Source organism: Micromonospora humi (genome assembly GCF_900090105.1).
GTDB classification, from domain to species: Bacteria; Actinomycetota; Actinomycetes; order Mycobacteriales; family Micromonosporaceae; genus Micromonospora; species Micromonospora humi.
The window spans coordinates 45,096-68,684 of sequence record NZ_FMDM01000024.1 but is presented as its reverse complement, the minus strand read 5'-3'; the positions used below and the strand labels follow the sequence as shown (position 1 = coordinate 68,684).

Here is a 23,589-nt window from a genome sequence, read left to right as displayed (position 1 = left end):
CCAAGGAGGCCGACTACATCGTCGCCGCCCGCGCCCTGGGCGCCGGCACCGGCCGGATCATCCTCAAGCACCTGCTGCCCAACTGCCTGGCCCCGCTGCTGGTCTACGGCACCATCATGGTCGGCTCGTTCATCGGCGCCGAGGCCACGCTGTCGTTCCTGGGCATCGGCCTGAAGAGCCCGGTGGTCTCCTGGGGCATCATGATCAGCGAAGCCCAGAACTACATCCGGGTCTCGCCGTATCTGCTGTTCTTCCCCTCCGCGTTCCTCGTCACCGCCGTGCTGAGCTTCGTCATGCTCGGCGAGGCGGTCCGCGAGGCCCTCGACCCGAAGCTCCGATAGGGGAACTGAGTTGTCCGACATTCTCGTGCACGAGCAGTCCTCGGCGGGCGCCGACGGATCCGGCCGCCCCTCGGGCCGCCTGCTCGAGGTCGACGACCTGCGGGTGGAGTTCCGCACCCGGGACGGCGTCGCCAAGGTCATCAACGGTGTGACGTACCACGTCGACGCGGGGGAGACCCTCGCCGTGCTCGGCGAGTCCGGCTCCGGCAAGAGCGTCACCGCGCAGACCGTGATGGGCATCCTGGACACCCCGCCCGGGTTCGTCACCGGCGGCCAGGTGCGCTTCCACGGCAAGGACATGCTCAAGATGTCCGCCGAGCAGCGGCGACGGATCCGTGGCGAGGGCATCGCCATGATCTTCCAGGACTCGCTCTCGGCCCTCAACCCGGTTTTCACCGTCGGCTTCCAGATCGCCGAGCAGTTCCGCATCCGGCGCGGCCTCAGCCGCGCGGACGCCAAGAAGCGCGCGATCGAGATGCTCGACCAGGTGAAGATCCCCAACGCCAAGGGTCGGTTCAGCAACTACCCGCACCAGTTCTCCGGCGGCATGCGGCAGCGCGCGATGATCGCCATGTCGCTGGCGCTGGACCCCGAGGTGCTGATCGCGGACGAGCCGACCACCGCGCTGGACGTGACCGTGCAGGCCCAGATCATGGACCTGCTCGGCGAGCTCCAGCGGGAGCGGCAGATGGGCATGATCCTGATCACCCACGACCTCGGCGTGGTCGCCGACGTCGCGGACCGGATCGCGGTCATGTACGCCGGCCGGATCGTCGAGGAAGCCAACGTCTACGAGCTGTACGCCAAGCCCGGACACCCGTACACGCTGGGCCTGCTCAACTCGATCCCGCGAATGGACGAGAAGGGGCAGGAGCTCCGGACCATCAAGGGGCTTCCGCCGAACCTGATGAACATCCCGCCGGGCTGCGCCTTCAACCCGCGCTGCCCGATGGCGCAGCCGGTGTGCCGGGAGAAGGTCCCGCCGCTGCTGCAGCTGGGCAACGGTCGGGCCAGCGCCTGCCACTTCGCCGAGGAGCTCGTGAACCGTGACTGAGAACATCATCGAGGTTCGTGACCTGGTCAAGCACTACCCGGTGACCCAGGGCATCGTGTTCAAGAAGACCATCGGCCAGGTCAAGGCGGTCGACGGCGTCTCCTTCGAACTCAAGGCCGGCGAGACGCTGGGCGTGGTCGGCGAGTCCGGCTGCGGCAAGTCGACGCTCGCCCGGGTGCTGATGAACCTGGAGAAGCCGACCGCGGGTCAGGTGCTCTACAAGGGCCAGGACATCTCCAAGCTCTCCGGTGGCGCGCTGCGGCGGCTGCGCCGGCAGATCCAGCTGGTGATGCAGGACCCGTACACCTCGCTCAACCCGCGGATGACGGTCGGTGACCTGATCGGCGAGCCGTTCGAGATCCACTCCGAGGTGGCTCCGCGCGGCAGCCGGCGGGGCAAGGTCAAGGAACTGCTCGACCTGGTCGGCCTCAACCCGGAGCACATCAACCGGTACCCGCACCAGTTCTCCGGCGGCCAGCGGCAGCGCATCGGCATCGCCCGGGCGCTGGCGCTGCGGCCCGAGGTGATCGTCTGCGACGAGCCGGTGTCGGCCCTGGACGTCTCCATCCAGGCCCAGGTGATGAACCTGCTGGAGAAGCTCCAGGCCGAGTTCGGTCTCTCGTACGTCTTCATCGCCCACGACCTGTCGGTCGTGCGCCACCTGTCCGACCGGGTCGCCGTGATGTACCTGGGCAAGATGGTGGAGATCGGCACCGAGGACGAGATCTACGAGCGGCCGACCCACCCGTACACCCAGGCGCTGCTGTCGGCGGTGCCGGTGCCGGACCCGACCCTGCGTGAGACCAAGGCGATCATCCGGCTCCAGGGCGATGTCCCCTCGCCGGTCAGCCCGCCCTCGGGCTGCCGGTTCCGCACCCGGTGCTGGAAGGCGCAGGACGTCTGCGCCCAGGAGGTGCCGCTGCTGGAGATCCGGCCGGGCTCGGACCACCCGAGCGCCTGCCACTTCGCCGAGAAGCGGGAGATCGTCGTCACCCACGAGGCGGCCTGAACCAGACCGGACCGCCTGCCGGCGTCAGCTCGACGCCGGCAGGCGGTTCGTCGTTTCCGGCGCCCGCGCCGGCCGGGTCACAGCGGGCCGCGGCCGGCGCGCAGCAGCAGCAGCGCGAGCTGGGTGCCGTCGGCGCCGAGCTCGGTCCGGAACCGCTCCAGGATCTCGCGCTCCCGGGAGAGCACCAGGCGGGTCCCGCCGGACGCCATCCGGGTGGCGCCGACCTCCTGGGAGAGCGCGGCCCGTTCCTGCCAGAGCGTGATGAGCGTGCGGTCGATCTCGTCGATCCGTCGCCGGATCTCACCGATCCGCTCGGCCGCCGCCGAGTCGTCGGTGCCGGTCCGCGCCGCCGCGGCGCCGGTCGGGTCGCCGCCGGTCGGCCGGTCGTGCCGCGCCAGGCTGCCGCTGGACTCCACCACGTCAGTCATCATCGTCGTCCCTCTCAGGGCTCGGGCCCGGTACCCGGATCCCGGGACGGAAAAGCCCCGGGCTCTGGGAGCCCGGGGCTTTTTCGTAGGTCTGACGATCAGGCGCGACCCACGGCTGCCGGACTCCCGGAGCCGTAGTAAAAGAAGCGCTGATCGAACACGCCGTCGAGTATGCCGACCCCCGGGCCGGGCGCGCAAGGAAACCGGCCAACAGGTGGGACGCGACGCCGGCCGCGGACCGGCGGCGCGGGCGGGGAAGTGTCCGGGCGGCGGCATAGACTCGGACCGCGATGCATCCTCTCTTCGACATTCCCGCGTCCCCGCCCGCGCCGGAGTCCCGGCCGACCCCGCCGCACCGTCCCGGTGGCGCGCGGTCGGATCCGCAGGCCCTCCTCGACGGCCTGAACGGCCCGCAACGGGACGCGGTGACCCATGCCGGCTCCCCGCTGCTGATCGTGGCCGGCGCCGGCTCGGGCAAGACCCGGGTGCTGACCAACCGGATCGCCTACCTGCTGGGCACCCGGGACGTGCACCCCGGCGAGATCATCGCGATCACCTTCACCAACAAGGCCGCCGGCGAGATGAAGGAACGGGTGGCCGCGTTGGTGGGCCCGCGCGCCCGGATGATGTGGGTGTCGACGTTCCACTCGGCCTGCGTGCGCATCCTGCGCGCCGAGCACGAGCACGCCGGCCTCAAGTCGACCTTCTCGATCTACGACGCCGACGACTCGCGCCGGCTGATGCAGCTGGTCGCCCGCGAGCTGGACCTGGACCCGAAGCGCTACCCGGCCCGGGGTCTCGCCGCCCAGGTGTCGAACCTGAAGAACGAGCTGACCGACCCGGAGACCTTCGCCGCGGGCGCGAAGGGGCCCAACGAGCGGGCGCTCGCCGAGGCGTACGCGCTCTACCAGCGGCGGCTGCGCGAGGCGCACGCGCTGGACTTCGACGACCTGATCATGACCACCGTGCACCTGCTCCAGTCGCACCCGCACGTGGCGGAGAGCTACCGGCGTCGGTTCCGGCACGTGCTGGTGGACGAATACCAGGACACCAACCACGCCCAGTACGTGCTGATCAAGGAGCTGGTCTCCGGCACCGACGGGATCCCGCCGGCCGAGCTGTGCGTGGTGGGCGACGCCGACCAGTCCATCTACGCCTTCCGCGGCGCGACCATCCGCAACATCCTGGAGTTCGAGCGGGACTTTACCGACGCCCGCACCATCCTGCTGGAGCAGAACTACCGCTCCACCCAGACCATCCTGAACGCGGCCAACGCGGTGATCGACCGGAACACCTCGCGCAAGCCCAAGCGGCTGTGGAGCGACGCCGGCGCCGGCGAGCAGATCGTCGGCTACGTCGCCGACACCGAGCACGCCGAGGCGGACTGGGTGGCCCGGGAGATCGACCGGCTGGTCGACGCCGACGAGACCCGCCCGGGCGACGTGGCGGTCTTCTACCGCACGAACGCCATGTCCCGGGTGTTCGAGGAGGTGTTCATCCGGGTCGGCCTGCCCTACAAGGTGGTCGGCGGGGTGCGCTTCTACGAGCGCAAGGAGGTCCGCGACGCGCTGGCCTACCTGCGCGCCGTGGTGAACGACGACGACACGGTCAGCCTGCGCCGGGTCCTCAACACCCCGCGCCGGGGCATCGGCGAACGGGCCGAGGCCTGCGTCGAGGCGCTGTCCGCGCGGGACCGCGTCTCCTTCGGCGCCGCGCTGCGCCGGGCCCGGGAGGCGCCGGGCATCTCCACCCGGGCGGCGAACGGCATCGCCGAGTTCGTCGCGCTGCTCGACTCGGCGCGGGAACTGGCCGCCACCGGCACCCCGGAGGAGGTGCTGGAGGCGGTGCTGACCCGCTCTGGCTACCTGGCCGAGCTGGAGGAGAGCCTCGACCCGCAGGACGCCGGCCGGGTGGACAACCTCCAGGAGCTGGTGAGCGTCGCCCGGGAATACACCGAGCGGATCGAGGCGCTGGGCGCCGACGACGAGCGGGCCACCCTGGCCGGGTTCCTGGAGCAGGTGGCGTTGGTCGCCGACGCCGACCAGATCCCGTCCGACGACCCCGACCACCAGGGCGTGGTCACGCTGATGACGCTGCACACCGCCAAGGGCCTGGAGTTCCCGGTGGTCTTCCTGAGCGGCCTGGAGGACGGCGTCTTCCCGCACCTGCGCTCGCTCGGCGACACCCGCGAGCTGGAGGAGGAGCGGCGCCTGGCCTACGTGGGGATCACCCGCGCCCGGCAGCGGCTCTACCTGTCCCGGGCGGTCACCCGCTCGGCGTGGGGCGCGCCGGCCTACAACCCGCCGTCGCGGTTCCTGGAGGAGTTGCCGCCGGAGCTGGTGCGGTGGGAGCGCACCGAGGGGTCGTACACCTCGTGGGGTGGCGGTGGGGGCGGCGTCGGCGGCCGGGCGGACCGGCTGTCGGGCGGCTTCACCGGCGGCACGCCCAAGGCGACCCAGCTCGCCAAGCGGCTCGGCGTGGACGCCAGCCGGCTGGCGACGGCGAGCGAGCTGAAGCAGGCGCCCAAGGTCTCGGCGGGTGACCGGGTCAACCACCAGCGTTACGGCCTGGGCCGGGTGCTGGCGGTCGAGGGGGCCGGGCCGGGTGCCCGGGCCCAGATCGACTTCGGCGACCAGACCATGTGGCTGGTGCTGCGGCACGCCCCGATCGAGAAGCTCTGACCGTCGAGGAAGCCCGGTCCGGCGTCGCGCCGGACCGGGCCCCTGCTCGTGCGGCAGCCGTCAGCAGGCCACGTCGATGCCGCGGGCGCGCAGGAACGGCGCCGGGTCGATCTGGTTCCACATGGCGCCCTTGTGCACCTCGAAGTGCAGGTGCGGGCCGGTGGCGTCGCCGGTGGCACCCTCGTAGCCGATGACCTGACCGGCCTTCACCCGGTCGCCGACGTCGACGAGGAGCCGGCTCTGGTGGGCGTAGTGGGTCAGATAGCCGTTGTGGTGGTCGACGAAGACGGAGTTGCCGTAGCCGTCGCCCACGTCGCCGGCCTTCACCACGGTGCCGGCCGCGGCGGCCCGGATCGGGGTGCCGGCGGGCATGGCGAAGTCGATGCCGGCGTGCAGGGTGCCCCACCGCTGCCCGTAGCAGGAGGTGATCTCGGCGCCCCTCATCGGGACGACCCAGCTCGGCTTCGGCGCGACCTTCTTCGGCTTCGGCTTGGGCTTCGGCGCAGCCGTCTTTCGCGGCTTCGGGGTGGTGGCGCTGGGGCTCGGCGTCGGGCTGGTCGGCGCGGCGGACGGGGTGACCGGGCTGACCGACTCGCGGGCCGACCGGTCGGCCCGGTCGGCGGCCGCGGCGCGTTCCCGGGCGTCGAGGTCGATCGCGGCGGGAGCGGGGGCCGGTTCGTCGCCGGTGGCGACCACGACGCCGCCGAGGCCCAGGCCGAGCAGGGCGACCGCGCCGGTGACGAGGTACGCGGTGCGCCGGCCGGCGCGGCGGTGCCGGGCGGGGGCGTGGTCCGGGGTGTTGCCGTTCGCTGTGGGACTGCTGTGCTGCACGAGAACCTTCACCGGTCGGGGGGCACGCGGACCTGGAAATACTGGTGTCGGTCCGCAGTCCGGCCGGTGGCGGGTTCGCGGCCCGGGCGTGGGCCCCACGGACGGCTGTCCGGCTTCGCGTCGACTGGGTGGTTCCCGCGAAGAGTCGATCACGAGGCCGTGTGGGCCCGCTCACACTCCCGGGTGTGACGCGGCAGACTTGCCCGGACGCGAAACCGCCCGGATCGCAGGATCCGGGCGGCTGTCGGGCGGTGCGCAGAGTCAGGAGGCCGCTACATCGCTGTAGGCTGCCTCGATTTCGAGCTTGATGTCCACTCCGCGGTCCACGAGCCACGGCACCGGGTCCAGCGGCTGGCCGTTGACATGGACCTCGAGGTGCAGGTGCGAGCCGTAGGAGTGGCCGGTGTTGCCGACCAGGCCGAGCTGGTCACCGGCCTTCACCTGCTGACCCTCCTTGACCGTCACCGCGGAGGAGTGGCCGTAGATGGCCTCGCTGCCGTCGGCGTGCTTGACGATCACCGCGTAGCCGTAGCCGCCGAACCAGCCGGCCTTGGTGACCGTGCCGGCGTGGATGGCCTGGTAGGGCGTGCCCTCCGGGGCGACCAGGTCGACGCCGGTGTGCAGCTTGCCGAAGCGCACGCCGTAGGGCGACTTGAAGTCGTAGCCGTGCAGGGGGAGGAGCCAGGTGTCCTGCTGGGTGGCGTCCACGCCGCCCGAGCGCTCGTCACGGTCGGCGCGGTCGACGCTGTCCGCCCGGTCGGCGGCGTCCTGGCTGGCGACCGAGGCCTGCCGGAGCTCGTCGAGGACCGAGGGGCTGACGCTCTTGGCGTCGGGGAGGGCGTTCGCGCCGAGGGCGACGATGCCGGCGCCGACGAAGGCGGTGGTGACGACCGCGGCGTAACGGCTCCGCGGGGGGGTGGGTACGCGGCGACGGCCGCGATATCTATCGGGCTCAGACGACAGGCGCTGGCGCACGCACACCCTCCGTTGTCGGGGATCCGATGCGACCTCGGACCGTTCGGTGAAGCTCGGTCGAACCTCCGGTGTCGCGTCGTCACCCGTCCGTGGACTCGATGACAACCGTGGACACGTTAGCCAACCGCCACTCCTGTCACAAGCCGAAGCGCCGAACTGGCGATTCTTTATGTCCGCTTCCGTGCGTTCTTGTCATAGCTCGTGCCCCCGGACGGATGGCCCCTGGACTGTCCATTCGTCGCGGACGGTGACCATTCGGCGGAGGTGTCCGGCTTCCGGCGACCGCGATCGGGCGGTAGGGGTCGGCCCGGCTACCGGCCCGCCGTCCGGCCGGGTTACCGTTCGTTCAGGTCAGGAGTGCCGGTGCCGGTGAAAGGTGTACGCGAATGAGCTCTCGTATCCGGGTCGTCGTCGCGAAGCCGGGCCTGGACGGCCACGACCGGGGCGCGAAGGTCGTCGCCCGGGCCCTGCGCGACGCGGGCATGGAGGTCATCTACACCGGCCTGCACCAGACCCCCGAGCAGATCGTGGAGACGGCGATCCAGGAGGACGCGGACGCGGTCGGCCTCTCGGTGCTCTCCGGCGCGCACATGACCCTCTTCCGACGGGTCCTCGAACTGCTCGCCGAGCGCGAGGCCGCCGACATCGTGGTCTTCGGCGGCGGCATCATCCCGGAGGGCGACATCCCGGAGCTCCAGCGGCTCGGCGTCGCGAAGATCTTCACCCCGGGCGCCACCACCGGTTCGATCGTCGACTGGGTGCGGGAGAACGTGGCGCAGCCGGTCGGCTGAGCGCCGCCGGATCGCGGGCAGGGGGAGGGGCCGGACGCACCCCTCACACGCCCGGCCCCTCTATGCACGATGCCCCGCCGCCACCCCTCGACCGACAGGGCATCGGCCGCTCCCGTCATCGCGCTTGACCAGCGCTCCGACATCAGACTCAACGACGCCCCTGACCGGGGGTTACGCCCCGGCCCGGACATCCCCCGGACGGCTGACGTCGGGGCGTACCGGCACCGGACGATCCGTCGACGGCTGTGCATTACCGCACACCACGCACCCGCTCGGTTGCCGCCGGTTCCCATCTCGTTAGGCTGCGGCAAATGGCCTGTCTGTTCTGATGACAGGCGTCAAACTGATTTTCCAACGCTGGTGGCGGCGCGACGGCGCGCCGCGGAGACGGGACGGGACGCGCAATCGTGGACCTGTACGAGTACCAGGGGCGGGACCTGTTCGAGCGGCACGGCTTGCCCGTGCTCGCCGGCGGCGTCGCCACTACCCCGGAGGAGGCCCGCGCGATCGCCGAACGCCTCGGCGGCCGGGTGGTCGTCAAGGCACAGGTGAAGGTCGGTGGCCGCGGCAAGGCCGGCGGCGTGAAGCTGGCCGAGGGCGCGGAGGAGACGGTGGCCCGGGCCACCGACATCCTCGGCATGGACATCAAGGGTCACACCGTCCACAAGGTCATGATCACGGTGACCGCGGACGTGGCCGAGGAGTACTACTTCTCGTACCTGCTCGACCGGGCGAACCGCACCTTCCTCTGCATCGCCAGCGTCGCCGGCGGCATGGACATCGAGGCGGTCGCCGCCGAGACTCCCGAGAAGGTCGTCAAGGCGCCGATCGACGCCAACACCGGCGTGGACGAGGCCAAGGCGCGCGAGATCGTCGGTGCGGCCGGCTTCCCGGCCGAGGTGGCCGACCAGATCGTCGACGTCGCGGTCGGGCTGTGGCAGGCGTTCGTCGCCGAGGACGCCACCCTGGTCGAGGTGAACCCGCTGGCCACCACCAAGGACGGCAAGCTGCTGCTCCTGGACGCCAAGGTCACCCTGGACGAGAACGCCGGGTTCCGGCACCCGGACCACGAGGCCCTGGTCGACCAGGCGTCGGTGGACCCGCTGGAGCAGGCCGCCAAGGAGAAGGACCTCAACTACGTCAAGCTCGACGGCGAGGTCGGCATCATCGGCAACGGCGCGGGCCTGGTCATGTCCACGCTCGACGTGGTCGCGTACGCGGGCGAGCGGCACGGCGGCGTCAAGCCGGCCAACTTCCTCGACATCGGCGGCGGCGCGAGCGCCGAGGTGATGGCGAACGGCCTCGAGATCGTCCTCTCCGACCCGTCGGTGAAGAGCGTCTTCGTCAACGTCTTCGGCGGCATCACCGCCTGCGACGCGGTCGCCAACGGCATCGTGCAGGCGCTGGCGCTGCTCGAGCAGCGCGGCGAGAAGGCCACCAAGCCGCTCGTGGTCCGCCTCGACGGCAACAACGCCGAGGCCGGTCGGGCCATCCTCGACGGCGCGGCCAACCCGCTCATCCAGCGGGTCGACACCATGGACGGCGCGGCCGAGCGGGCCGCCGAGCTGGCAGCTGCGGGGGTCTGACAATGGCTATCTGGCTGACCAAGGACTCCAAGGTCATCGTGCAGGGCATGACCGGTTCCGAGGGTTCCAAGCACACCCGGCGGATGCTCGCCGCCGGCACCAACGTCGTCGGCGGCGTGAACCCGCGCAAGGCCGGCACCACCGTCGACTTCGACGGCACCGAGCTGCCCGTCTTCGCCTCCGTCGCGGACGCGATGAAGGACACCGGCGCGGACGTCACTGTCATCTTCGTGCCGCCGCAGTTCACCAAGGCCGCGGTGGTCGAGGCGATCGACGCCGGCATCGACCTGGCCGTGGTGATCACCGAGGGCGTGCCGGTGCACGACACCGCCGCGTTCTGGGCGTACAACGTGGCCAAGGGCGAGCGGACCCGGATCATCGGCCCGAACTGCCCGGGCATCGCCTCGCCGGGCGCGTCGAACGCCGGCATCATCCCGGCCGACATCACCGGCGCCGGCCGGATCGGCCTGGTCAGCAAGAGCGGCACGCTGACCTACCAGATGATGTACGAGCTGCGCGACATCGGCTTCTCCACCTGCGTCGGCATCGGCGGTGACCCGATCATCGGCACCACCCACATCGACGCGCTCGCCGCGTTCGAGGCGGACCCGGAGACCGAGGCGATCGTCATGATCGGTGAGATCGGCGGCGACGCCGAGGAGCGGGCGGCCGAGTTCATCAAGGCCAACGTCACCAAGCCGGTCGTCGGCTACATCGCCGGCTTCACCGCCCCGCCCGGCAAGACCATGGGCCACGCCGGCGCCATCATCTCCGGCTCGGCGGGCACCGCCGACGCCAAGAAGGCGGCGCTGGAGGCGGTCGGCGTCAAGGTCGGCAAGACCCCGACCGAGACCGCCGAGCTGATGCGGGAGCTCATGTCCGGCCGCTGAGCGGTCGCCTGACGTGCCGAGGGGGTCGACCGGTTCGCGGTCGGCCCCCTCGTCGCTCAGCGGTACCAGTACGGGTAGTAGTAGCTGCCCCGGGCCCGCACGATGGCGCTGGCGACGATGTTCACCACGCCGAACGCGATGGCCAGCCAGCCGAGCAGCGGCGACTTGCCGAAGCGCCGCGCGTCGCGGATCGACAACCAGCCGAAGACGATGCCCAGGATGCCGCAGCAGAACAGGCCGAACACGATGCCGAGGACGCCCCAGAGCGTGGTCCGGTCCCGGCCGGCGGCCGGTGGCGGCGGGGGCGGCGGAAACGGAGCGTTCACGGCTTCCTCCGAGCGGTCGGTGCCGCGACAGGAAAGGTCGCGCCTCAAGCCGAGGCTAGACCGGATCACCGGGACCGATCCTCGGGTTCGGCGAACTCGCCACCGTCCCGCCCCGGTATCGGACTGCCGTCCTCAGCGCGGCGTGCCAGAGTAGACGGCGATGTCACGTGTCACCCCTGACCAGCCCCGCCGCGCGGCCGGCCCGACCGCCGGCGCGCGGCCGCGCGCCCGCGCCCGCCCGGCCGCGCGGGTGCCCGCGCCCCGGCCGGGCGAGCCGTCCCGTAACCGGGCCCCGCTGCCCGTCGCCGCCGGGGTGGCCGCGCTCTGGGCCGCGGTGACCTCCTGGCTGCCGGTCACCGTGGTGCTCGGCCTCGCCCAGCTCAGCGAGGACGCCGGCTCGCCCACCGGCGCGCTGCGCGCCGGGCTCGCCGGCTGGCTGCTCGGGCACGGGGTGCCGCTGCAGACCGCCGCCGGGCCGCTCGGCCTGGCGCCGCTGGCCCTGAGCGCGCTCGTCGTCTGGCGGCTCACCCGCGCCGGGGTGCACGTCAGCCGGGCCGTGGGCGCTCGCGGCGGCGGCTCGCCTCGACAGGCGCTCACCGTCGCGGTCGCGGTCGGCATCGCGTACGCGCTGCTCGGCGCGCTCGGCGCGCTGACCGCGAGCGCCGGTGGGTTGCGGGTCTCCCCGGTCACCGCGGCGCTGACGTTCGCCGCGTTCGCCGCCCCGGCCGCCCTGGTCGGCGCGCTGCGCACCACCGGGGTCTGGGCGCTGTTGGCGAGGAGTTGCCCTCCGCCGGTCCGCGACGGGCTACGCGCCGGCCTGGTCGCCGCGTTGCTGCTGTTCGGCGCGAGCGCCGGCGCGGCCGGGCTGTCGGTGGCCACCGGCGGCGGGGACGCGGCCGACATGATCGGGGCCTACCGCACCGGAGTGGCCGGCCAGGCGGGCATCACGCTGGTCAGCCTCGCCTACGCGCCGAACGCCACCGCCTGGTCCGCCAGCTACCTGCTCGGCCCCGGGTTCGCCGTCGGCACCGACACGGCGGTCCGCACCAGCGAGGTGTCGGTCGGCGCGCTGCCGGCCGTACCCCTGCTCGCCGGCCTGCCGCGCGGCCCGGTGGACGGGCTCGGCGCCGGGCTGCTCGCGGTGCCGGTGCTGGCCGCGATGGCGGCCGGCTGGCTGCTGGCCCGGCGGTTGCTGCGCGCCGCGGCCGAGGACCGCGCCGAGGTCGGCTGGCGGGCGCTCCTGGTCCCGGCCGCGCTCGCCGGCCCGGTCGCCGGCGCGCTGCTGGGGTTGGTCGCGGCGGCCTCCGGCGGCCCGCTCGGCGGTGGCCGGCTGGCCGGGATCGGCCCGCCGCCCTGGCCGGTGTTCGGCGTGGCCACGCTGGTGATCGGGGTCGGCGCGATGCTCGGCGCCGCCGCCACCCGTTCCCTCACCCGCCCCGCGCCGCCGGCCCGCCCGCCGGCCCCGCCCCGCGCCGCCCCCGACCCGCGCTGATCCGCGCCCGCAGGCGCGACCGGGCCGAAGCCCTCGCCCACCCCGACCACCCGGGCCCGGCGGGGATCGGCAGGGACGCGCGAGGGGCGCCCGGCCGGTCGCCGGACGCCCCTCGAAGCAACCGCTCAGGAACCGAAGTTGCTCGTGTTGATGATGGCGCCGCCGATGGCGCTGATGATGCCGATGACCACGCCGATCGCGCCGCAGATCAGGGCGGCCCGGGCCTGGCCGGCGTTGCTGGCCTCGCCGGCCTGGACCTTCTTCTGGCCGAGCACGCCGAGCACCACGCCGGCGATGCCGGCCGGGACGCCCAGCAGCGGGCAGCAGAGGCCGAGCACGATCGAGGCGATGCCGACGATCATGCCGATCAGGCCCAGCGTGTTGTTCTGGCCCTGACCCGTGCCCGGTCCGGCCGGGTAGCCCGCGGCCGGGTACTGCGGCGCGGCGCCGTACGGCTGCTGCTGCGCGTACGGGTCCTGGCCGTAGGGCTGGCCGGAGGTGGGCTGCCCGTAGGGCTGGCCCGAGGTCGGCTCGCCGTAGGGCTGACCGGAGGTCGGCTGCTGCCCGTACTGCGGCTGCTGCCCGTACTGCGGGGGCTGCGGCGGCTGGCCGTACGGGTCCTGCGGCTGGGCGGTCGGGTCCTGGTTCGGCTGCTGGCCGTACGGGTCCTGTCCGGGGTAACCGGGCTGCATGTCAGGGAACTCCTCAGATTGGTTCGGCTGTCGGTCAGTTCGTGCCGCTGCTGCCGCCGACGAGACCCGCCAGGCCACCGAACAGGCAACACACCACAATGATGCCGATCCAGACCAGGCCGACGATCAGGGCCCACTTGGACCACTTCTTGGACTCGGCGGCGGCGGCCTGGGCGCCGGCGTAGTCGCCCTGCTGGATCAGCGGGTTGACCTTGGACGCGTTGATGATCGCCGGGATGGCGAGCGGCCAGAACAGGAAGATCGCGACGATCGACATCGTCATGTTGTTGTCGATCTGCTGCGGGGGCTGCTGCTGGGGGTAACCGGGCTGCATGGGGGTGACTCCTAGGTCCGGCGGCACGGGCGACGTGCCGGGTTCTCTGGGGGTGCGGGTCGGGCGTAGGCCGGACACCGGGCGACCGGCAGCGTACCGCGACGGCGCCACCCGGGAGATCACCCGACAAGCCGCCGCCCGACGGCCGGACCGGCCGGACTGCCCGATAGGGTTGCCGGGTGACCGAGCCCGCGTCCGTCGCCCGCCTCGTCGTCCTCGTCTCCGGCTCCGGCAGCAACCTCCAGGCGCTGTTGGACGCCGCCGCCGACCCCGGCTACGGGGCGCGGGTGGTGGCCGTCGGCGCCGACCGGGACGGGATCGCCGGCCTGGACCGGGCCGCCGCCGCGGGTGTGCCGTCCTTCGTCGAGCGGGTCAAGGACCATCCGACCCGGGCCGACTGGGACAAGGCGCTCACCGCCCGGGTGGCCGAGCACCGGCCCGACCTGGTCGTCAGCGCGGGGTTCCTCAAGCTGGTCGGCCCGGAGTTCCTGGCGTCGTTCGGCGACCGCTACCTGAACACGCACAACACGCTGCTGCCGGCGTTCCCCGGCATCCACGGCCCCCGCGACGCGCTGGCGTACGGCGTGAAGGTCACCGGGGCCACGCTGTTCTTCGTCGACGCCGGCATGGACACCGGCCCGATCGTCGCCCAGGTCGCCGTTCCGGTGCGCGACGACGACGACGTGGAGACGCTCACCGAGCGCATCAAGTCCGCCGAGCGGCGCCAGCTCGTCGAGCAGGTCGGCCGCCTGGTCCGTGAAGGTTGGACGATCACCGGCAGAAAGGTCAGCATTCCGTGAGCACCACTGAGGAAGGCCGTCGCCCGATCCGGCGCGCGCTGGTCAGCGTCTACGACAAGACCGGCCTGGCCGAGCTGGCCCGGGCCCTGCACGAGGCCGGCGTGGAGATCGTCTCGACCGGCAGCACCGCCTCGACGATCTCCGGCGCCGGGGTTCCGGTCACCCCGGTCGAGCAGGTCACCGGCTTCCCGGAGATCCTCGACGGCCGGGTGAAGACCCTGCACCCGAAGATCCACGGTGGCCTCCTCGCCGACCTGCGCAAGGACACCCACGCCACTCAGCTCGACGAGCACGGCATCGCCGGGATCGACCTGCTGGTCTCCAACCTCTACCCGTTCCAGGCCACCGTCGCCTCCGGCGCGGACGCCGACGAGTGCGTCGAGCAGATCGACATCGGCGGCCCGGCGATGGTGCGGGCGGCCGCGAAGAACCACGCCTCGGTGGCGGTGGTGACCGACCCGGCCGCGTACCCGACGGTGGTGGCCGCACTCGCCGACGGCGGCTTCACCCTGGCCCGGCGGCGCGCGCTCGCGGCCCGGGCGTTCGCCGACATCGCCGACTACGACGTGGCGGTGGCCGACTGGTTCGCCACCACTGTCGCGCCGGCCGAGGACCGCTTCCCGGAGTTCGCCGGGCTGGCGCTGCGCCGGCAGGCCGTGCTGCGCTACGGCGAGAACCCGCACCAGGCGGCGGCGCTCTACGCCGACCCGGGCGCGCCGGCCGGGCTGGCCCAGGCCGAGCAGCTGCACGGCAAGGAGATGTCCTACAACAACTACGTCGACGCGGACGCCGCCTGGCGGGCCGCGTACGACTTCCCGGACCAGCCGGCGGTGGCGATCATCAAGCACGCGAACCCGTGCGGCCTCGCGGTCGGCGCGGACGTGGCCGAGGCGCACCGCAAGGCGCACGCCTGCGACCCGGCCTCCGCGTTCGGCGGCGTGATCGCGGTGAACCGGCCGGTCAGCGTGGAGTTGGCCGGGCAGGTCGCGGAGATCTTCACCGAGGTGCTGGTGGCGCCCGGCTTCGACGAGGGCGCGCTGGAGCTGTTGCGGGCCAAGAAGAACATCCGGCTGCTGCGCGCGCCCGCGTTCGCGCCGCGTCCGGCCGAGTGGCGGCAGGTCACCGGCGGCGTTCTGGTGCAGGCGCGGGACGCGGTGGACGCCCCCGGCGACGACCCGTCCGGCTGGACGCTCGCCACCGGCGACCCGGCCGACGAATCGATGCTGCGTGACCTCGCGTTCGCCTGGCGGGCGGTGCGGGCGGTGAAGAGCAACGCGATCCTGCTGGCCCATGACGGCGCCACGGTCGGCGTCGGGATGGGGCAGGTCAACCGGGTCGACTCGGCGCGGCTGGCGGTCGCCCGGGCCGGTGCCGACCGGGCCCGCGGCTCGGTCTGCGCCTCGGACGCGTTCTTCCCGTTCGCCGACGGGCCGCAGATCCTCATCGACGCCGGCGTCCGGGCGATCGTGCAGCCCGGCGGCTCGATCCGCGACGAGGAGACCATCGCGGCCTGCAAGGAGGCCGGCGTGACCATGTACCTCACCGGCACCCGGCACTTCTTCCACTAGGTCCGAGCCGCGCGCCGCGCCGCGCCGCCGATCACCGTGCGTGAGCTCCGGCAAAGAAACAGTCAGGTCTGAGCGGTATACCTCAGAGACATATTTATGCCTCTGAGGTATACCGCTTTCTCCGCTTCGATGCCGCCGGCCCCGACACGCCGCCGGCCCCGACACGCCGCCGGCCCCGACACGCCGCCGGCCCCGACACGCCGCCGGCCCCGGCACGCCGCCGGCCCCGACACGCCGCCGGCCCCGGCACCCCGGCGGCCAGTGCGGCACACGGACCGGGTGGCCTGCGATCCCCGCGTCCGTCCGGACTCCGTTGCCGGCAGCCGAGGCTGGTTGCTAGCGTGTGCCCGGCGACGGCCGATCGACCGTCGCCGCTGTTCATGAGCCCCGGCAGGTGTGCCATGCGCGTGCGCGACCGGTTGACCGCCGCCGTCGTCACGCTGGCGTTCGTCCCCGTGGCACTCGGCCCGCCCGCCGTCCCGGCGTCGCCGCCCGCCGCCCCGTCCGCCGCCGGGCCGCCTGCCGCCGCGCCGCCGCCTGCCGCCGCGCCGGTGTCGGCCGTCGCGCAGCCGGCAACGGGGGCACCCACCGTCGCGTGGCCCGGCACCGGCTCGTCCGGCGTCGTACCCGCCTCCGGGTGCCGGGGCGGGGCGGACCCGGTCGCGGCGGTCGGCGCGTACCCGCAACGGCGGTGCGCGGAGGTCTCCGGCGGATGGTGGGGTGACCGGCGCGACGGCCCCGCCTACGGCGACGGGCCGGACGGGCCGCTTCCGACAGTGCCCCCGAGCGTGGCCGGCCCGGTCGTGGCGGCGCGGTCCGCGCCCGCTCGCCGCTCGTCAGCCCCGCCGCTGCCGCCGCGCGGCGTGCGCGCCGCGCGGGCGCCGCCCACCGCCTGAACCGCACCGGATTCCGCCGCGTCGACCCGGCGGTTCCGTGGCGTGCCGCTGTCGCCCACGGGGGCGCGCCTCACGCACCCCGTCCGCGTCCCACGAGGCCTCGTCCCCACTTCCTCCGGGGGACGGGGCCTCAGACGTCCGTGCGTACCTCGGCGAAGTGGCAGGCCGACGGGTGCGGGTCGGCCGCGCGGGGCACCGTCTGCGGGTCCTGGACGGCGCACACCTCCTCCGCCTTCCAGCACCGGGTGCGGAACCGGCAGCCGGACGGCGGGTCGGCCGGGCTGGGCACGTCGCCGGTGAGCCGGATGACGGTCCGCCGGTCGCGGGCCTCCGGGTCGGGCACCGGCACCGCGGAGAGCAGCGCCTGGGTGTACGGGTGGGTGGCGCGCTGGTAGATCTCCTCCTCGGTGCCGATCTCCACGATCCGGCCCAGGTACATCACCGCCACCCGGTCGCAGATGTGCCGGACCACCGACAGGTCGTGCGCGATGAAGATGTAGGAGAGGCCGAACTCGTCCTGGAGCTGCTCCAGCAGGTTGATCACCTGGGCCTGGATGGAGACGTCCAGGGCCGACACCGGCTCGTCGCAGACGATGACGTCGGGCCGCAGCGCGAGCGCCCGGGCGATGCCGATGCGCTGCCGCTGGCCGCCGGAGAACTGGTGCGGGTAGCGGTTGACGTGCTCCGGGTTGAGCCCGACCACGTCCAGCAGTTCCCGCACCCGCTGCCGCCGGCTGCCCTTCGGCGCGGCGTCCGGATGGATCGCGAACGGCTCGCCGACGATGTCACCCACTGTCATCCGCGGATTGAGCGAGGTGTACGGGTCCTGCATCACCATCTGCATGTTCCGCCGCAGCCGGCGCAGTTCCCCGCCGGACGCCGCGAACAGGTCCCGCCCCTCCAACGTGGCCCGGCCGGACGTCGGCGTCTCCAACCGCATGAGCAGCCGGGCCAGCGTGGACTTGCCGCAGCCGGACTCGCCGACCACGCCGAGCGTCTCGCCGCGACGCAGCTCGAAGCTCACCCCGTCGACCGCCCGCACGGCGTCGATCTGCCGCTTGAACAGGACGCCCTGGGTGATCGGGAAGTGCTTGACCAGTTCGTCGACCCCGAGGATGGTCTCGCCCCGGACCTTGGCGGGGCTAGCGGGCACGGTCATCGTGAACCTCCTGCGCGAAGTGGCACGCGCTGGTCCGGCCGTCGCCGAGGACCAGGTCGTGCGGCACCTCGTCCACGCAGACCTGCCGCGCGTAGGGGCAGCGGGGGTGGAACGGGCAGCCGGGTGGGATCCGCATCAGGTTCGGCGGCAGCCCCCGGATGGTCGACAGCGCCTGGCCGCGCACGTCGAGCCGGGGGATCGACTCCAGCAACCCCTTGGTGTACGGGTGGGCGGGCGCCCGGTAGAGCGCGCGCACGTCGGCGTGCTCGATGATCCGGCCCGCGTACATGACCGCGATCCGGTCCGCCACGCCGGCCACCACGCCGAGGTCGTGGGTGATCAGGATCAGCGCCATGCCGAGGTCCCGCCGCAGGTCGGCCAGGAGGTCCATGATCTGGGCCTGCACGGTGACGTCGAGCGCGGTGGTGGGTTCGTCGGCGATCAGCACCTTCGGGTCCAGCGCCAGCGCCATCGCGATCATGACGCGCTGCCGCATGCCGCCGGAGAACTGGTGCGGGTAGTCGCCGAGCCGCTTCGCCGCGGCCGGGATCCGGACCAGGTCCATCAGCTCCACGGTGCGTCGGCGTGCGTCGGCGCGGGACAGCCCGGCCCGCTGCCGCAGCGACTCGCCGATCTGCCACCCGACCGGGAACACCGGGTTCAACGCGGACAGCGCGTCCTGGAAGATCATCGCGATCTCCGCGCCGCGGATCCGCCGGCGCTCCTCCTCGCCGAGGGTGAGCAGGTCCCGCCCCTGGTAGCGGATCTCGCCGGAGCGGACGTGCGCGGGCGGGGTGTCCAGGATGCCCATGATCGCCTGAGCGGTGACCGACTTGCCGGAGCCGGACTCGCCGAGCACGGCGAGCGTCTCGCCGGCGTCCAGGTGGTAGCTCACCCCGTTGATCACCCGGGCCACGCCCTCGCCGGTGCGGAACTCCACGTGCAGGTCCCGCACCTCCAGCAGGTGCCCGTCCGGCGGGGTGGGGGAGACGGGTGTCGGCATCGGGCTCACCGCAGCTTCGGGTCGAAGGCGTCGCGGATCGCGTCGCCGAGCATGATGAAGGCGAGCACGGTCAGCGCGAGGAAGGTCGACGGCACGATCAGCGGCGTCGCCGACTCGCGCATGTGCACCCGGCCCGCGTCGATGTCGATGCCCCAGGAGATGGTCGGCGCCTTCAGGCCGATGCCGAGGAAGCTCAGCGTGGCCTCGGCCGCGATGAACGACCCGAGCGCGATGGTGAGCACCACGATCGCCGGGGCCAGCGCGTTCGGCAGGATGTGCCGCCACATGATCCGGCCGTTGCCGGCGCCGAGCATCCGGGCGGCGGCCACGTAGTCCTGCTCCCGGGCGGTGATCACCGAGGAGCGCACCACCCGGGCCGCCGTGGTCCAGCCGAGCAGCGCCAGCACCAGGATGACCGCGAACAGGCGTACCGTCTCGCCGCTGGTGCTGACCCGCTTGAGCAGCACGATCGCCGCCAGCAGCAGCGGGATGCCGAGCACGATGTCGATCACCCGGGAGAGCACCGCGTCGACCCAGCCACCGAAGTAGCCGGCGAGCATCCCGACGACCAGCGCGATCACGCCGGTGATCAGCGCCGACAGCGCGCCGACCAGCAGCGAGGCCCGGGCGCCGTAGACCGCCCGGGCGAACGTGTCGCAGCCCTGGAAGTCGTACCCGAGGATGGCCCCGCCGGACGGCCCGGCGTGCTGTCGGGAGAGCACGCAGTCGCGCGGGTCGTTGGCGGTGAACAGCCCCGGGGCGACGGCCATCGCGGCGACCAGCACGACCAGCAGCAGGCTGAGCCAGAAGACCGGGTTGCGGCGCAGGTCCCGCCAGGCGTCCCCGGCCAGGCTGCGCGGCCGGTTCGGCTCACCGGCCCGGTCCGGGGTGCCGGGCTCGCCGGAGACGCCCCGTCGCGCCGACTGGTCCTCGGTCGCCGCCACCGTCTCGAAATCACTCATAGCGAATCCTCGGGTCGAGTACGGCGTAGAGCACGTCCACCACCAGGTTGGACAGCAGGTAGACCACGACGAGCACGCTGACGATGCCGACCACCAGCGGCCCGTCCTCGGTGCGGATGCCGCGGAACAGGTTGAAGCCGACGCCGGGGATGTTGAACACGCCCTCGGTGATGATCGCGCCGCTCATCAGGTTGCCGAGTTCGACGCCGAGGAAGGTGACCACCGGGATGAGCGAGTTGCGCAGCACGTGCACGCCGACGATGCGGCGTCGCACCAGCCCCTTCGACCGGGCGGTCCGCACGTAGTCGGCGCGCAGGTTCTCCGACACCGACGTGCGGGTCAGCCGCAGCGCGGTGGCCAGCGACAGCGAGCCGAGCACGATGCCGGGCAGCAGCAGCGCCCACAGCGAGGGCTGCGCGCCGGCGGTGGGCGGGAAGATCGGCCAGCGTACGCCGAGGAAGTACTGCGCCAGCGGGGCCAGCACGATGGTCGGGATGCCGAGCACCAGCAGCGTGAGCACGAGCGTCGCGTGGTCGAAGACGCCCGCCCGCCGGATGCCGGCGATCACCCCTGCGGTGACTCCGACGAGGATGGTCACGGCCATCGCGATCACTGCGAGTTTCACGGTGACCGGCCAGGCGGCGGCGAGGATGTCGCCGATCTGCCGACCGGTCAGCGACTGGCCGAGGTCGCCCCGGAGCAGGCCGCCGAGATAGTTGAGGTAGCGGTAGAAGAACCCGCCGACCCCGGTCGCGTCCAGGTGGTACTTCTCGGTCAGGTAGGCGCGTTGGGCCGCGGTGACCGGCCGTTCCCCGGCGAGCGCCTGGATCGGGTCACCCTGCCCGGCGAACATCAGCGCGTAGACGATCAGCGTGGTCCCGAAGAAGGCGAGGACCATCTGGAGCAGTCGCCGCAGGATGAACCGGAGCATGCTGGCCAGTGTGCCGAAAACGGGCCAAATGCGTGCCAATGCCAGGGCCGGGCCACCCGGTGGGGGTGGCCCGGCCCGTGGTCGGTCAGGTCAGGCGCGTTCGATCTTCAGCAGGTCCACCCGGTCGAAGAGGTCCACGTGGACGTTCTTGACCTTGGTCGAGTGACCGAAGTTGTTCTGCCCGAACCGCAGCGGGATCACCGGCATGTCCTGCGCCAGCAGGTCCTCCGCGGCCTGGTACTTCTTGACCGCCTCGTCCTGGGTCGCCGCGCGGGCGCCCTCGGCGAGCAGCTTGTCGAACTCCGGGTTGCTGTAGCCGTAGTAGTTCGACGAGCCGTTGGTGCTGTACAGCGGGCCCAGGTAGTTCTCCATGGACGGGTAGTCCATGACCCAGCCCATCCGGAACAGGCCGACCGACTGCTTCTGCTTGAGCTTGGTCAGCAGGTCCGCGAACTTCGGCTCGGCGGTGCCGACGCACTCCACGCCCAGGTTGGCCTTGAGCTGGTTGCAGGTGGCGTCGATCCAGTCCTTGTGGCCGCCGTCGCCGTTGTAGGACAGCTCGATCTTCTTCGGGCCGCCCGCGGCCTCGTACATCGCCTTGGCCTTGGCCGGGTCGAACGAGCCGGCGGCGCCGATGGTGTTCTCCCGGTAGCCCGCGACCACCGGCGAGACGAACGAGCGGGCCGGCTGCTGCGAGTCCTTGAAGATCGACTTGGTGATCTCGTCCCGGTCGATCGCCATCGAGATGGCCTTGCGCACCTCGGGCTTGCTGAACTCCTTCTGGAACGTCGGGAACGCCAGCACCTGGAGCGACGAGGCCGGGCTCTGCTGGAACCGGTCGCCGAGGTCGGTCGCGGCGGTCGACAGGTTCTCGGTCGGGATCGTCTTGATCACGTCGAGGTTGTCCGACAGCACGTCCGCGTACGCGGCGGTCGGCTGCTGGTAGATCCGGAACTCGACGCCGCCCACCTTGGGCTGCTGGCCCGGGAACGCGTCGTACTTCTCCACCTCGACCTTGGCGTCGTGCTGCCAGTTGCCCTTCATCTTGAACGGGCCCTGGCCGATCGGCGCCTGCTCGTAGCCCTCCGCGAGCACGCCCGGCGCGGAGAACGCCGCCTCGGGCAGCGGGTAGAAGGCGGTGTAGCCGAGCATGGTCTTGAAGTCCACGTACGGCTCGGTGAGCGTCACCGTGAAGGTCAGGTCGTCGACCTTCTTCAGGCCGCTGAGCGTCTTCGCCTTCGGCTTCTCGCCCTGGAGGTCGTCGTAGCCGGCGATCTTCTCGAAGAAGTAGCTGGAGTTCTGCCCGTTCGGCGCGTACGCGCCGTAGTTCCAGGCGTCGAGGTAGTTGTCGGCGGTGACCTTCTCGCCGTTGTGGAACGTGTAGCCGGGCTTCAGCTTGATCGTCCAGGCCTTGTTGTCCGACGAGGTGATCGAGTCGGCCGCCACCTCGTGCGGCTTGTTCGCCTCGTCGTAGTCGACGAGCGGGCTGAACAGGGCCGACAGCACCTGCGAGCCACTGGTCTCGTTGGTGTTGGTCGGCACCAGGTGCTGCGGCTCGGCGATCTCGATCCGCACGGCCGCGTCGGGGTCGCTTGCGCCGCCGCTGCCGCCGCCCGTGCCGCAGGCCGCGAGGCCCAGGGTCACCGCGAGCGGGAGAGCGGTCCAGGCCGCGAGCCTACGAACACGCATGGAGTCTCCTCATCTCCTCACGCTGCGCGGTCGGCCCGACGCTGGGTGACGCTGCGCAACGAGCCGTAACGGTAGGTCGCGGTGCGGTGGATCGACAACGAATGAGTAACGGAGTGGTGATGCATCGTGCCCGAATGTTCCGGTTCGCGAGGTGTCTGGTGACTGTCGGTGATGAAGGCCACGCCTCGGCGCGTCCTTGCCGGGCGGCGCGGCTCCTCCGCGCAGACGTGAGACGATCACGTGGTGACGGCGACGATCCTGGACGGCAAGGCCACGGCGGCGGAGATCAAGGACGAGCTGCGGGCGCGGGTCAAGGCGCTCGCGGAGCGCGGCATCACCCCCGGCCTCGGCACGGTCCTGGTCGGGGAGGACCCCGGCTCCCAGGCGTACGTCAACGGCAAGCACCGCGACTGCGCCGAGGTCGGCATCGCCTCGCTGCGGGTGACGCTGCCCGCCGACGCGAGCCAGGAGCAACTCGACGCGGCGCTCGCCGAGCTGAACGCCGACCCGGCCTGCCACGGCTACATCGTCCAGCTCCCGCTCCCGGCCCACCTGGACACCCAGCGGGCGCTGGAGTCCATCGACCCGGACAAGGACGCCGACGGCCTGCACCCGGTCAACCTGGGCCGGCTCGTGCTCGGCTACGACGCCCCGCTGCCCTGCACCCCGCGCGGCATCGTCGAACTGCTGCGCCGGCACGACGTGCCGCTGCGCGGCGCGAACGTCGCGGTGGTCGGGCGCGGCAACACGGTCGGCCGGCCGCTCGGCCTGCTGCTCACCCGGCGCAGCGAGAACGCCACCGTCACGCTCTGCCACACCGGCACCCTCGACCTCGCCTCGCACACCCGCGCCGCCGACGTGGTCATCGTCGCCGCCGGGGTGCCCGGGCTGCTCACCGCCGACATGGTCACCCCCGGGGCGACAGTGGTGGACGTCGGCATCACCCGGGTGATCGGCGACGACGGCAAGGGGCGCTACACCGGCGACGTCGACCCGGAGGTGGTCCAGGTGGCCGGCAAGGTGGTGCCGATGCCCGGCGGCGTCGGGCCGATGACCCGGGCCATGCTGCTCACCAACGTGGTCGAGCGGGCCGAACGGGACGCCTGACCACCCAGACAGGTCATAACCGTCCGCCCCTCGCCCGTTCGGTG

Annotated in this window: 24 protein-coding genes; 12 read left to right on the top strand and 12 right to left on the bottom strand. The window is 72.4% G+C overall.

Annotation, left to right across the window (positions count from 1 at the left end; genetic code table 11):
• From GA0070213_RS29955 to GA0070213_RS29945, 3 genes are all read left to right on the top strand, one after another.
• Window positions 1-341 (top strand): ABC transporter permease (locus GA0070213_RS29955; protein ID WP_139128749.1); only part of this gene is annotated, 341 nt, incomplete at its 5' end.
• 25 nt (window positions 342-366) lie between these two features.
• Window positions 367-1,395 carry an ABC transporter ATP-binding protein gene (locus GA0070213_RS29950; protein WP_091072183.1) on the top strand — a complete coding sequence of 343 codons (1,029 nt, stop codon included), beginning with the start codon at window positions 367-369 and terminating at the stop codon, window positions 1,393-1,395.
• A complete protein-coding gene (locus GA0070213_RS29945; RefSeq protein WP_091072180.1) occupies window positions 1,388-2,404 on the top strand; it encodes an ABC transporter ATP-binding protein in 1,017 nt (338 codons plus the stop codon). The genes GA0070213_RS29950 and GA0070213_RS29945 overlap by 8 nt, the downstream gene beginning before the upstream one ends.
• Before the next feature lie 77 nt (window positions 2,405-2,481).
• On the opposite strand, the gene GA0070213_RS29940 is transcribed toward GA0070213_RS29945, so the two are convergent.
• The gene (locus GA0070213_RS29940) at window positions 2,482-2,835 is read right to left on the bottom strand and encodes a chorismate mutase (RefSeq protein ID WP_091072176.1); all 354 of its coding nucleotides are present in this window, start codon (window positions 2,833-2,835) and stop codon (window positions 2,482-2,484) included.
• Between the two features lie 287 nt (window positions 2,836-3,122).
• Here GA0070213_RS29940 and pcrA point away from each other — a divergent pair, with 287 nt between their 5' ends.
• Window positions 3,123-5,513, top strand: a complete 2,391-nt coding sequence (gene pcrA, locus GA0070213_RS29935; protein WP_091072173.1) for a DNA helicase PcrA — start codon at window positions 3,123-3,125, stop codon at window positions 5,511-5,513.
• 60 nt (window positions 5,514-5,573) lie between these two features.
• Here pcrA and GA0070213_RS29930 read toward each other — a convergent pair whose 3' ends face one another.
• Window positions 5,574-6,344, bottom strand: a complete 771-nt coding sequence (locus tag GA0070213_RS29930) for a M23 family metallopeptidase (RefSeq protein ID WP_425412878.1) — start codon at window positions 6,342-6,344, stop codon at window positions 5,574-5,576.
• A 261-nt stretch (window positions 6,345-6,605) separates the two neighbouring features.
• Window positions 6,606-7,319 carry a M23 family metallopeptidase gene (locus GA0070213_RS29925; RefSeq protein ID WP_091072166.1) on the bottom strand — a complete coding sequence of 238 codons (714 nt, stop codon included), beginning with the start codon at window positions 7,317-7,319 and terminating at the stop codon, window positions 6,606-6,608.
• Window positions 7,320-7,705: 386 nt separating this feature from the next.
• On the opposite strand from GA0070213_RS29925, the gene icmB reads away from it, so the two are divergent.
• From icmB to sucD, 3 genes are all read left to right on the top strand, one after another.
• Entirely contained in the window at window positions 7,706-8,110 is a 405-nt protein-coding gene (gene icmB / locus GA0070213_RS29920) for a coenzyme B12-dependent isobutyryl CoA mutase small subunit (RefSeq protein ID WP_091072164.1), read from the top strand.
• A gap of 407 nt (window positions 8,111-8,517) precedes the next feature.
• A complete protein-coding gene (gene sucC / locus GA0070213_RS29915) occupies window positions 8,518-9,696 on the top strand; it encodes an ADP-forming succinate--CoA ligase subunit beta (RefSeq protein ID WP_091072160.1) in 1,179 nt (392 codons plus the stop codon).
• 2 nt (window positions 9,697-9,698) lie between these two features.
• Window positions 9,699-10,586 (top strand): succinate--CoA ligase subunit alpha, encoded by an 888-nt coding sequence (sucD, locus tag GA0070213_RS29910; protein ID WP_091072154.1) that lies wholly within the window; start codon window positions 9,699-9,701, stop codon window positions 10,584-10,586.
• A gap of 56 nt (window positions 10,587-10,642) precedes the next feature.
• On the opposite strand, the gene GA0070213_RS29905 is transcribed toward sucD, so the two are convergent.
• Window positions 10,643-10,912, bottom strand: a complete 270-nt coding sequence (locus GA0070213_RS29905) for a hypothetical protein (RefSeq protein ID WP_091072150.1) — start codon at window positions 10,910-10,912, stop codon at window positions 10,643-10,645.
• A gap of 160 nt (window positions 10,913-11,072) precedes the next feature.
• Between GA0070213_RS29905 and GA0070213_RS29900 the strand changes: the two genes are divergently transcribed.
• The gene (locus tag GA0070213_RS29900; RefSeq protein ID WP_091072147.1) at window positions 11,073-12,404 is read left to right on the top strand and encodes a cell division protein PerM; all 1,332 of its coding nucleotides are present in this window, start codon (window positions 11,073-11,075) and stop codon (window positions 12,402-12,404) included.
• Window positions 12,405-12,529: 125 nt separating this feature from the next.
• Here GA0070213_RS29900 and GA0070213_RS29895 read toward each other — a convergent pair whose 3' ends face one another.
• Both GA0070213_RS29895 and GA0070213_RS29890 read right to left on the bottom strand, forming a co-directional pair.
• Complete coding sequence (locus GA0070213_RS29895) at window positions 12,530-13,096, bottom strand: DUF4190 domain-containing protein (RefSeq protein WP_091072143.1); 567 nt, start codon at window positions 13,094-13,096, stop codon at window positions 12,530-12,532.
• A gap of 34 nt (window positions 13,097-13,130) precedes the next feature.
• Complete coding sequence (locus GA0070213_RS29890; protein ID WP_091072139.1) at window positions 13,131-13,430, bottom strand: CD225/dispanin family protein; 300 nt, start codon at window positions 13,428-13,430, stop codon at window positions 13,131-13,133.
• A gap of 179 nt (window positions 13,431-13,609) precedes the next feature.
• Here GA0070213_RS29890 and purN point away from each other — a divergent pair, with 179 nt between their 5' ends.
• The 3 genes from purN to GA0070213_RS29875 all read left to right on the top strand — a co-directional run bounded on the left by purN (window position 13,610) and on the right by GA0070213_RS29875 (window position 16,694).
• Entirely contained in the window at window positions 13,610-14,230 is a 621-nt protein-coding gene (gene purN / locus GA0070213_RS29885) for a phosphoribosylglycinamide formyltransferase (RefSeq protein WP_091072134.1), read from the top strand.
• Window positions 14,227-15,798 (top strand): bifunctional phosphoribosylaminoimidazolecarboxamide formyltransferase/IMP cyclohydrolase, encoded by a 1,572-nt coding sequence (gene purH, locus GA0070213_RS29880; protein ID WP_091072130.1) that lies wholly within the window; start codon window positions 14,227-14,229, stop codon window positions 15,796-15,798. Before purN ends, purH begins: the two co-directional genes overlap by 4 nt.
• A 401-nt stretch (window positions 15,799-16,199) precedes the next feature.
• Window positions 16,200-16,694, top strand: coding sequence for a hypothetical protein (locus GA0070213_RS29875; RefSeq protein ID WP_091072127.1), 495 nt, complete (start codon window positions 16,200-16,202; stop codon window positions 16,692-16,694).
• 130 nt (window positions 16,695-16,824) lie between these two features.
• Here the strand turns inward: GA0070213_RS29875 and GA0070213_RS29870 are convergent, their stop codons facing one another.
• The 6 genes from GA0070213_RS29870 to GA0070213_RS31770 all read right to left on the bottom strand — a co-directional run bounded on the left by GA0070213_RS29870 (window position 16,825) and on the right by GA0070213_RS31770 (window position 22,620).
• Window positions 16,825-17,853, bottom strand: coding sequence for an ABC transporter ATP-binding protein (locus GA0070213_RS29870; protein ID WP_091072123.1), 1,029 nt, complete (start codon window positions 17,851-17,853; stop codon window positions 16,825-16,827).
• Window positions 17,837-18,856 (bottom strand): ABC transporter ATP-binding protein, encoded by a 1,020-nt coding sequence (locus GA0070213_RS29865; RefSeq protein ID WP_091072194.1) that lies wholly within the window; start codon window positions 18,854-18,856, stop codon window positions 17,837-17,839. Before GA0070213_RS29865 ends, GA0070213_RS29870 begins: the two co-directional genes overlap by 17 nt.
• 5 nt (window positions 18,857-18,861) lie before the next feature.
• Complete coding sequence (locus GA0070213_RS29860) at window positions 18,862-19,818, bottom strand: ABC transporter permease (RefSeq protein WP_091072120.1); 957 nt, start codon at window positions 19,816-19,818, stop codon at window positions 18,862-18,864.
• Window positions 19,811-20,749 carry an ABC transporter permease gene (locus GA0070213_RS29855; protein ID WP_091072116.1) on the bottom strand — a complete coding sequence of 313 codons (939 nt, stop codon included), beginning with the start codon at window positions 20,747-20,749 and terminating at the stop codon, window positions 19,811-19,813. Before GA0070213_RS29855 ends, GA0070213_RS29860 begins: the two co-directional genes overlap by 8 nt.
• A 90-nt stretch (window positions 20,750-20,839) precedes the next feature.
• Window positions 20,840-22,438, bottom strand: coding sequence for a peptide ABC transporter substrate-binding protein (locus tag GA0070213_RS29850; protein WP_091072111.1), 1,599 nt, complete (start codon window positions 22,436-22,438; stop codon window positions 20,840-20,842).
• Window positions 22,439-22,455: 17 nt separating this feature from the next.
• Complete coding sequence (locus GA0070213_RS31770; protein WP_175441559.1) at window positions 22,456-22,620, bottom strand: hypothetical protein; 165 nt, start codon at window positions 22,618-22,620, stop codon at window positions 22,456-22,458.
• A gap of 61 nt (window positions 22,621-22,681) precedes the next feature.
• Between GA0070213_RS31770 and GA0070213_RS29845 the strand changes: the two genes are divergently transcribed.
• On the top strand, window positions 22,682-23,545 hold the full coding sequence (locus GA0070213_RS29845) for a bifunctional methylenetetrahydrofolate dehydrogenase/methenyltetrahydrofolate cyclohydrolase (RefSeq protein WP_091072192.1): 864 nt from the start codon (window positions 22,682-22,684) through the stop codon (window positions 23,543-23,545).
• Window positions 23,546-23,589 lie beyond the last annotated feature (44 nt).

Excerpts from the sequence above, each read along its gene's own strand:
- GA0070213_RS29875 (WP_091072127.1), top strand. The coding sequence starts at position 16,200 with ATGCGCGTGCGCGACCGGTTGACCGCCGCCGTCGTCACGCTGGCGTTC.
- GA0070213_RS29940 (WP_091072176.1), bottom strand. The coding sequence starts at position 2,835 with ATGATGACTGACGTGGTGGAGTCCAGCGGCAGCCTGGCGCGGCACGAC.
- GA0070213_RS29890 (WP_091072139.1), bottom strand. The coding sequence starts at position 13,430 with ATGCAGCCCGGTTACCCCCAGCAGCAGCCCCCGCAGCAGATCGACAAC.
- GA0070213_RS29900 (WP_091072147.1), top strand. The coding sequence starts at position 11,073 with ATGTCACGTGTCACCCCTGACCAGCCCCGCCGCGCGGCCGGCCCGACC.
- GA0070213_RS29870 (WP_091072123.1), bottom strand. The coding sequence starts at position 17,853 with ATGACCGTGCCCGCTAGCCCCGCCAAGGTCCGGGGCGAGACCATCCTC.
- icmB (WP_091072164.1), top strand. The coding sequence starts at position 7,706 with ATGAGCTCTCGTATCCGGGTCGTCGTCGCGAAGCCGGGCCTGGACGGC.
- GA0070213_RS29855 (WP_091072116.1), bottom strand. The coding sequence starts at position 20,749 with ATGCTCCGGTTCATCCTGCGGCGACTGCTCCAGATGGTCCTCGCCTTC.
- pcrA (WP_091072173.1), top strand. The coding sequence starts at position 3,123 with ATGCATCCTCTCTTCGACATTCCCGCGTCCCCGCCCGCGCCGGAGTCC.
- GA0070213_RS29850 (WP_091072111.1), bottom strand. The coding sequence starts at position 22,438 with ATGCGTGTTCGTAGGCTCGCGGCCTGGACCGCTCTCCCGCTCGCGGTG.
- sucD (WP_091072154.1), top strand. The coding sequence starts at position 9,699 with ATGGCTATCTGGCTGACCAAGGACTCCAAGGTCATCGTGCAGGGCATG.
- GA0070213_RS29860 (WP_091072120.1), bottom strand. The coding sequence starts at position 19,818 with ATGAGTGATTTCGAGACGGTGGCGGCGACCGAGGACCAGTCGGCGCGA.
- GA0070213_RS29865 (WP_091072194.1), bottom strand. The coding sequence starts at position 18,856 with ATGCCGACACCCGTCTCCCCCACCCCGCCGGACGGGCACCTGCTGGAG.
- GA0070213_RS29895 (WP_091072143.1), bottom strand. The coding sequence starts at position 13,096 with ATGCAGCCCGGTTACCCCGGACAGGACCCGTACGGCCAGCAGCCGAAC.